At 50.1% G+C, this 5,726-nt stretch carries 7 protein-coding genes; 4 read left to right on the forward strand and 3 right to left on the reverse strand.

Annotated features, from left to right (window positions below; all coding sequences use genetic code 11):
- Window positions 1-133: 133 nt before the first annotated feature.
- Window positions 134-742 (reverse strand): CDP-alcohol phosphatidyltransferase family protein, encoded by a 609-nt coding sequence (locus G1ANC_RS03500; protein ID WP_129693620.1) that lies wholly within the window; start codon window positions 740-742, stop codon window positions 134-136.
- 64 nt (window positions 743-806) lie between these two features.
- Window positions 807-1,688: a DNA-processing protein DprA gene (dprA, locus tag G1ANC_RS03505; protein WP_129693621.1), complete on the reverse strand. Its 882-nt coding sequence runs from the start codon at window positions 1,686-1,688 to the stop codon at window positions 807-809.
- A gap of 352 nt (window positions 1,689-2,040) precedes the next feature.
- On the opposite strand from dprA, the gene G1ANC_RS03510 reads away from it, so the two are divergent.
- Together G1ANC_RS03510 and G1ANC_RS03515 are read left to right on the forward strand one after the other, a co-directional pair.
- Window positions 2,041-2,547 carry a hypothetical protein gene (locus tag G1ANC_RS03510; protein ID WP_129693622.1) on the forward strand — a complete coding sequence of 169 codons (507 nt, stop codon included), beginning with the start codon at window positions 2,041-2,043 and terminating at the stop codon, window positions 2,545-2,547.
- Complete coding sequence (locus G1ANC_RS03515; protein WP_129693623.1) at window positions 2,540-3,535, forward strand: hypothetical protein; 996 nt, start codon at window positions 2,540-2,542, stop codon at window positions 3,533-3,535. Before G1ANC_RS03510 ends, G1ANC_RS03515 begins: the two co-directional genes overlap by 8 nt.
- 2 nt (window positions 3,536-3,537) lie before the next feature.
- Here G1ANC_RS03515 and G1ANC_RS03520 read toward each other — a convergent pair whose 3' ends face one another.
- Complete coding sequence (locus G1ANC_RS03520; protein WP_129693624.1) at window positions 3,538-4,008, reverse strand: Fur family transcriptional regulator; 471 nt, start codon at window positions 4,006-4,008, stop codon at window positions 3,538-3,540.
- A gap of 70 nt (window positions 4,009-4,078) precedes the next feature.
- On the opposite strand from G1ANC_RS03520, the gene G1ANC_RS03525 reads away from it, so the two are divergent.
- Both G1ANC_RS03525 and G1ANC_RS03530 read left to right on the forward strand, forming a co-directional pair.
- Window positions 4,079-4,846, forward strand: coding sequence for a nicotianamine synthase family protein (locus G1ANC_RS03525; RefSeq protein ID WP_129693625.1), 768 nt, complete (start codon window positions 4,079-4,081; stop codon window positions 4,844-4,846).
- 1 nt (window position 4,847) lies between these two features.
- Window positions 4,848-5,726 (forward strand): GTP-binding protein (locus tag G1ANC_RS03530; protein WP_164998010.1); only part of this gene is annotated, 879 nt, incomplete at its 3' end.

Here is a 5,726-nt window from a genome sequence, read left to right on the forward strand (position 1 = left end):
TTTTCGGTTTGAAAAGCTGATATATATATATCACATATGGACGGCAGTGTCAATAGTTTCGCAATAATTTACTATTTTTTGCAACAAAATAGCCAAAATCCCCTTCAAGCCGCAAATCGCCAGTTTTGCCTGTTTATTTATCATTTCGGCGTTTTGATGGCCAGGCGCGCTTGATATATGAGGCCGTTGATTTAACTGCGAGCGGTAGCGATACAGCGAACGCTAAATCACCGATACCGCGAGCAACTTTGGCGAGCTGGCTCTGGCCGGTGGTTTCGAGACGGCTGCCGAGTAGGTGGGCTAGCAATGAGCTGGTTTCGAACGCTAGCGCCAATTTGCCAGAGATTTCCGGGCGTACGGTTTCATCGCCAGCTTCAACTATCGTTTTGGCGCTGGCAACGGCGTTGATTCCATTAAAAGCTGTGATGGCGGCGATTATTTCCGTTGGTGCGAGGTTTTTACTTTTTATCTTATAAAGGATGATGGCAGTGACAGCTTTGTCTAGCCCAGCATCCAGCAACGCGCCGAAATCGCTTGTTTGCCCTGTTTTGCGGGCGACGATGCCGTCTAGAACGTCAATGAACCGGCCAGCGGCAACCTGTGCGATACCAGCAGCGGTATCGATGCGTTTGGCGCCGCGCCAGGCTAGAATCGCGCCAGCAATGCTTATAGCGTTGGGAATGGTGGGGATATCAGTCCTAGGATTGAATCTTGGAATCTTTTCACGGGACTTAATAGGCATAATATCTAAGTCTACAATTATACGATGAAAATGACAAATTTGCGAAAAGCTTAAACAATATTAATTAGACAAGCGTCCACTGGTTGGCGCCGAGCGAGCGGATAGCGCCGGTCAGTTCAAGCATGGTTAGCGCAGTATTGAACTCGGTTGCCGGCAGCTGAGTAGCCTTTTGCAGCTGATCGCCGTCGCGGATACCTTGAGCGAGCTGTTCGATGATCGCTGTTTCGGCAGGTGTTGAGCCGAGCGGCAGCTTGGTTTGGTCGGTTCGCGCGTCTGGCATGGATTCTGGTGCGACAACCGACAAAATATCGTCGAGGCTGGTGACGGGTGTGGCGCCTTGTTTGATCAGCGCGTTGCAGCCGGCGCTTTGCGGGCTGGTGATGTTGCCGGGCACGACGAAGACGTCTTTGCCTTGAGCTAGCGCGTGGGCAGCAGTATTGAGCGTGCCGCTGCGAGCACTAGCCTCGGTGATTAGTACGGCGTCGGCCAAGCCAGACACCAAGCGGTTGCGTTCCAAAAAGCTCCAGCGGCCGAGGATGTACGGTTCGGTGTCATCAGTAGAATGTTCGGACAAGATTGCCCCGCCCTTTTCGATAATGCGCCGGGCGAGCGCGCTGTTGCTGCGCGGATAAATATTCGGTAACTGGCTGGGTACGATGGCAATAGTGGTGCCGCCAGCGTCTAAACAGGCACGGTGCGCTAGCGCGTCAGTACCTAGGGCTAATCCGCTAACAATGATAAAGCCGCGGCTAGCCAGGCCGCTGGCAAACTGATTTGTTACCTCGATACCGTAGCTGGTTGGCTTGCGGGTACCGACGATAGCGATGGTTGGCTGGCGTTGTTTAGGAACTTCACCTAAGTAATATAATGCTTGCGGCTTATCGTCAATATTAGCTAATACCTTGAGATAATCGTTACTATCTGGTGATACTTTATTGATTTTCATACAAATTCCTGTTAAAAAGTATTGACATGTTGTCAAAGGTGTGCTAATATTGGGATGATTGATTGACCCGAGGTGGTGAATCAAGCACCTTATACCCCCTATTCTAACTTATGTTAGGTTGCGCTAAAAGGCGCACGACAGTAATCTACCCTCCACTTTCGTGCCTAGACAACTTTTTAGCGTATACTAACCCCTTTGTCCAGCGGATCACCGTATGTGTGAGGTGGATCACGTATACCCGATAGGGTGGGACGAAGGGCAGAATGGCGCTAGGTGATGCCCACCCTTACCTAGCGCTTTTTTGTTATCTAACAATATTGACTTTTCGTCATAAAAATAGTATAATGGAAGTATGACCGCTAACGACTTTAACTACGATCAGATGCGCCGCGAGGAGTGCCAAAAACTGATTCCGCGGGTGTTTCATGTCGAGATGCCAGTCGACGAATTTTTGTTTGACGATATCGAGACGGGGCGCGATTCGTACGCAGTGATTTTCCGCAGTCGCGGTAGCGTGTATGCTCTGCTTATTGCCGAGAATGGTACCGAGCAGACGCTAGAGGATGTGCGCCGTATCGTCAAGAATATGGGTTTAACGGCCGAGAAGTTCTTGCCGCCAGAAGCCGACCCGCAGTATTTTTATCGCAATGGCGTGGAGCTTTTGAAAAGGGTTTATCCGTCGCTGCGACGCTGGAATTACGATGATGTGTGGATGTATAGCCGTAAGGTACCGTACAGCCCAGCCCTGGTCAAGGTAGCATCGGTCGACGGCGAGATCCGGCGCTTTAATCAACGTGGTGCGTCGTGGCAAAAATTATTAAATTATTCGTTTAGAAAGGTTCAGGTACGCTATGAATGATATCGATAAAGTATTCCCAGCGCGATACAATCGTTTGCTTAAGTTAGCAGAGGTGCGTCCGCTACAGTTCCGGCAGCAAGCGGCGGCCGTCTATGCGGCTTGCCCGCGCTCGCTGCGGCGGATGGCGCGGCGCTTTGATCGCAGCGTGCCGATGGCGCTGGAATTTTTCTTGTCTTGGCGCGATGATTGCCTGCCGCGGTTGCGTAAAATCGAAAGCGCGCCGCAGCAGAAGACGCTGATTAAGACGATGAGCGACAATTTCTTGACAGACGATGAGCAAACTGCAACATTGTTGCAATACGCAGCACAGCAGAGCCAAAGCATTGAACGAGCGCGTTTTGCAATGCAACATTATGCAGAAGGCGAAAAAAAGCTGCATCGTTTGGCGCTAGAGTTTGTTAATCAGCCGGCAGAAGTTTGTTCGCAGCAGGTCGAAGTTTACGTAGATTATTTACTCTACCGTGCGGTTGCCGAGGAATTCGGCATGACAATCCGCGATCCGCAGGCGCGATTGATTAAGCGTTCATTCCAGTCGAAAGTTGAGCGCCATCAGATTCGCCGGATGACGCGCCAAGCACGGCGGCGTTTGAACGAAATCGACGGTGCTACTGCCGAGATTGAGCAAGCGCAAAATGGCTTGGTAGCGCGGTTATTTGGCTTGAAAATTGATTATGTGTCGGTGTTGGCGGCGCGGCAAGAGTATGAAAAAGCGTTGGCGCGTCTCGGTAAAAAGTCAGCTAATAGTCCGGCTAAGCGACTAGCTCTCTACGAGAAAAAGACCGAGGATCTTCGCGCGGAATATCTGGCTACCGTGCCGGGATTGGCTAATCTGTCGGACACACAAAAAGCTGCCAAAGAAATTGACGGAGTGTTGTTGGCGGTGTTTGACCTCAGCAATGAGCAGCGCAATGATATTATGAGCTTGCTCAAACGCTACCGCGAGCTGATTCGCGAGCGCGAGATGCTGTTGACGATGATTGGCGATTAGTGTTACTTTGTTGATTTTGATTCTGGCTTTGGCTTGTTTTTGCTAGCACTAGCGCTTTTAGCTAGCTGCTGTTTTTGCCGGCATTTTTGGCAAATACCCTCAAGCTCAAAATGGTGATCAATGACCAAAAAGCTGTATTTTCTGCTGAGGTAATTGATGAGCTGTTCTAATTCTGGGGTTTGGATTGGTGTAGCGTTTTGGCAGCGAATGCAGTATAAATGATGATGATGCGGAATGAATGGCTCGGCTAGCTCGTAGTAGTTCTTCCAACCGACGTGAACAACGTTAATGATTTTGAGATCGTTGAACGCTACCAAGGCGCGATAAACGCTAGTGCGGTTAATATCCTTGCACTTTTTTGCAATATCGCTGATAGTCAGCGGAACGTCTGATTTTTGCAGCGCGTCGAAGACTTGCTGGCGCGGTTTAGTTAGGCGCAGGTTGTGTTGTTTGAATAGATCGTCGAGGGTCATGATATTGCAAGTATACAACTTATTGCAACAAATTTGCAATAATTCGGAGGGTTTGGCATTATGAAAAGCTATGGATATAGCAATTAAAACAGTGATGAATTTGCACGAGTTTGCACCATCGCCAGACGTCAATGCAGCTTTTTCTGGCTTGGTGGCGGCAGTTGTGCAGGCGACAGCGTTACCAAATTGGTGTAATGATGAAGTGTGCCGCGAAGTGCAGCGCCGTTGTTCTCTATCGGAATCAGAAATGGAAATGTATTGGTCGCGGCGAATTACCAGCTCAGCCCGTCCGCAGCAAGAGCTGGAAAAGTTTTGGTATATTGACAATTACCGCGAGCTAGTGCGGCGTGAAGTTGGCTTACTGGGCGGGTCGGGTTTGCTGTTGTCTGAGGACAGCCGCGCGGCGATGATTGGTAGCGGTCCCTTGCCTTTGACTGCTTGGTGTCTGTGGCATCAGACAGGCGCGGCGGTTGACTTGGTGGATGTGGCGCCAGCTGCTTTGGTGCAGTCGCGCGAGCTGGCACGGACGATTGCTTGGCCGGTTGGCGAGTGTTTGTTGGCGGACGGAGCGGCGGTGGCTTTGCTGGATAATGCTTACGACGTGATTTATGTGGCTGGCCTGGCGGGCGATTCGGTTGAAGCCAAACAGCAAATTATTGATAATATTTTGCCAGCGCTCCGGCCTGGCGGACGGATTGTTGTGCGTGGCGCGCATGGTGCGAAAACGCTATTATACCCAGCGTTTGACCCGAAGAGTTTGCGACGCGTGCAGCTGCTAGTCGAGTATAATCCTGACGACGATATCATTAACTCAGTATATGTGTATAAGAAAGGTTAATATGAACGATAAGATTGCATTATATCTGGTGAATGGCGCGCTGGGTGCTGGTAAAACGACGCTAGTGGATTTTTTGGTGCAGCAGCCTGAGTTTGCTGGCGCGCGAGTGATTGAAAATGAGTTTGCGTCGGAAAGTATTGACAGTTGCACATTAGCACAGCGCGTTGATGAGGTGGCGACAATTGCTGGCGAGTGTATCTGCTGCAGTAGTGGCGAAGAGTTGATTGATATTTTGCACAATTTTGCAATAAGCGGACGAGCGCCAGTGATTATTGAATCGACTGGTGTCGCTAACACTTTGCGGGTGGTCGAGAAATTGCTGGCTGGCGATATCTTTGAGCAGTATGATTTGCAGCAGTCGTTGTATGTAGTGGATGGAGCTGAAGCTAGGGTTAATGGTTTGGCGAAGGCGTTGCTAACGGAGGCTCAGGCAGCGGACATGGTATTGATCAGCAAGCTGGATTTACTGGCTGAAAAAGACCGCCAGCAGCTAATTGAAACATTGTTGCAACAAGGACTGACGAAGGTTGTGATGATGGATCACGGCAAGTTTGATTTGGTGCAGCTTGGTGACAAGTCGCAGATTTTGGACTATTTACTACTGCACGAGCCTGCGGAAAACGTGACTGAGAATGCTTTAAATTATGGCGTGGTTGATGTGGCTGAGTTGGCTATTAGCGCTGAGAAGATTGAGAAGATCTGGGCTAGTTTGCGAGATAAATACGCTTTGCGGCGCATGAAAGGCGCGGTCACTGACGGTGGCGAGATATTTCACATCGAAGCAACACCGCAGCAAATACGGGTCACGCGCGGTACCACTGACGGGTCATTAAAATTAGTTGTCATTGGCGAGCGGGCGCGTGAGATTACGCGCGCAGTA

This window comes from Candidatus Nanosynsacchari sp. TM7_ANC_38.39_G1_1 (assembly GCF_004138385.1).

Bases quoted from the DNA above. Each gene is read 5' to 3' on its own strand.
- G1ANC_RS03500 (WP_129693620.1), bottom strand. From the start codon at position 742: ATGCCTATTAAGTCCCGTGAAAAGATTCCAAGATTCAATCCTAGGACT.
- dprA (WP_129693621.1), bottom strand. From the start codon at position 1,688: ATGAAAATCAATAAAGTATCACCAGATAGTAACGATTATCTCAAGGTA.
- G1ANC_RS03510 (WP_129693622.1), top strand. From the start codon at position 2,041: ATGACCGCTAACGACTTTAACTACGATCAGATGCGCCGCGAGGAGTGC.
- G1ANC_RS03515 (WP_129693623.1), top strand. From the start codon at position 2,540: ATGAATGATATCGATAAAGTATTCCCAGCGCGATACAATCGTTTGCTT.
- G1ANC_RS03520 (WP_129693624.1), bottom strand. From the start codon at position 4,008: ATGACCCTCGACGATCTATTCAAACAACACAACCTGCGCCTAACTAAA.
- G1ANC_RS03525 (WP_129693625.1), top strand. From the start codon at position 4,079: ATGGATATAGCAATTAAAACAGTGATGAATTTGCACGAGTTTGCACCA.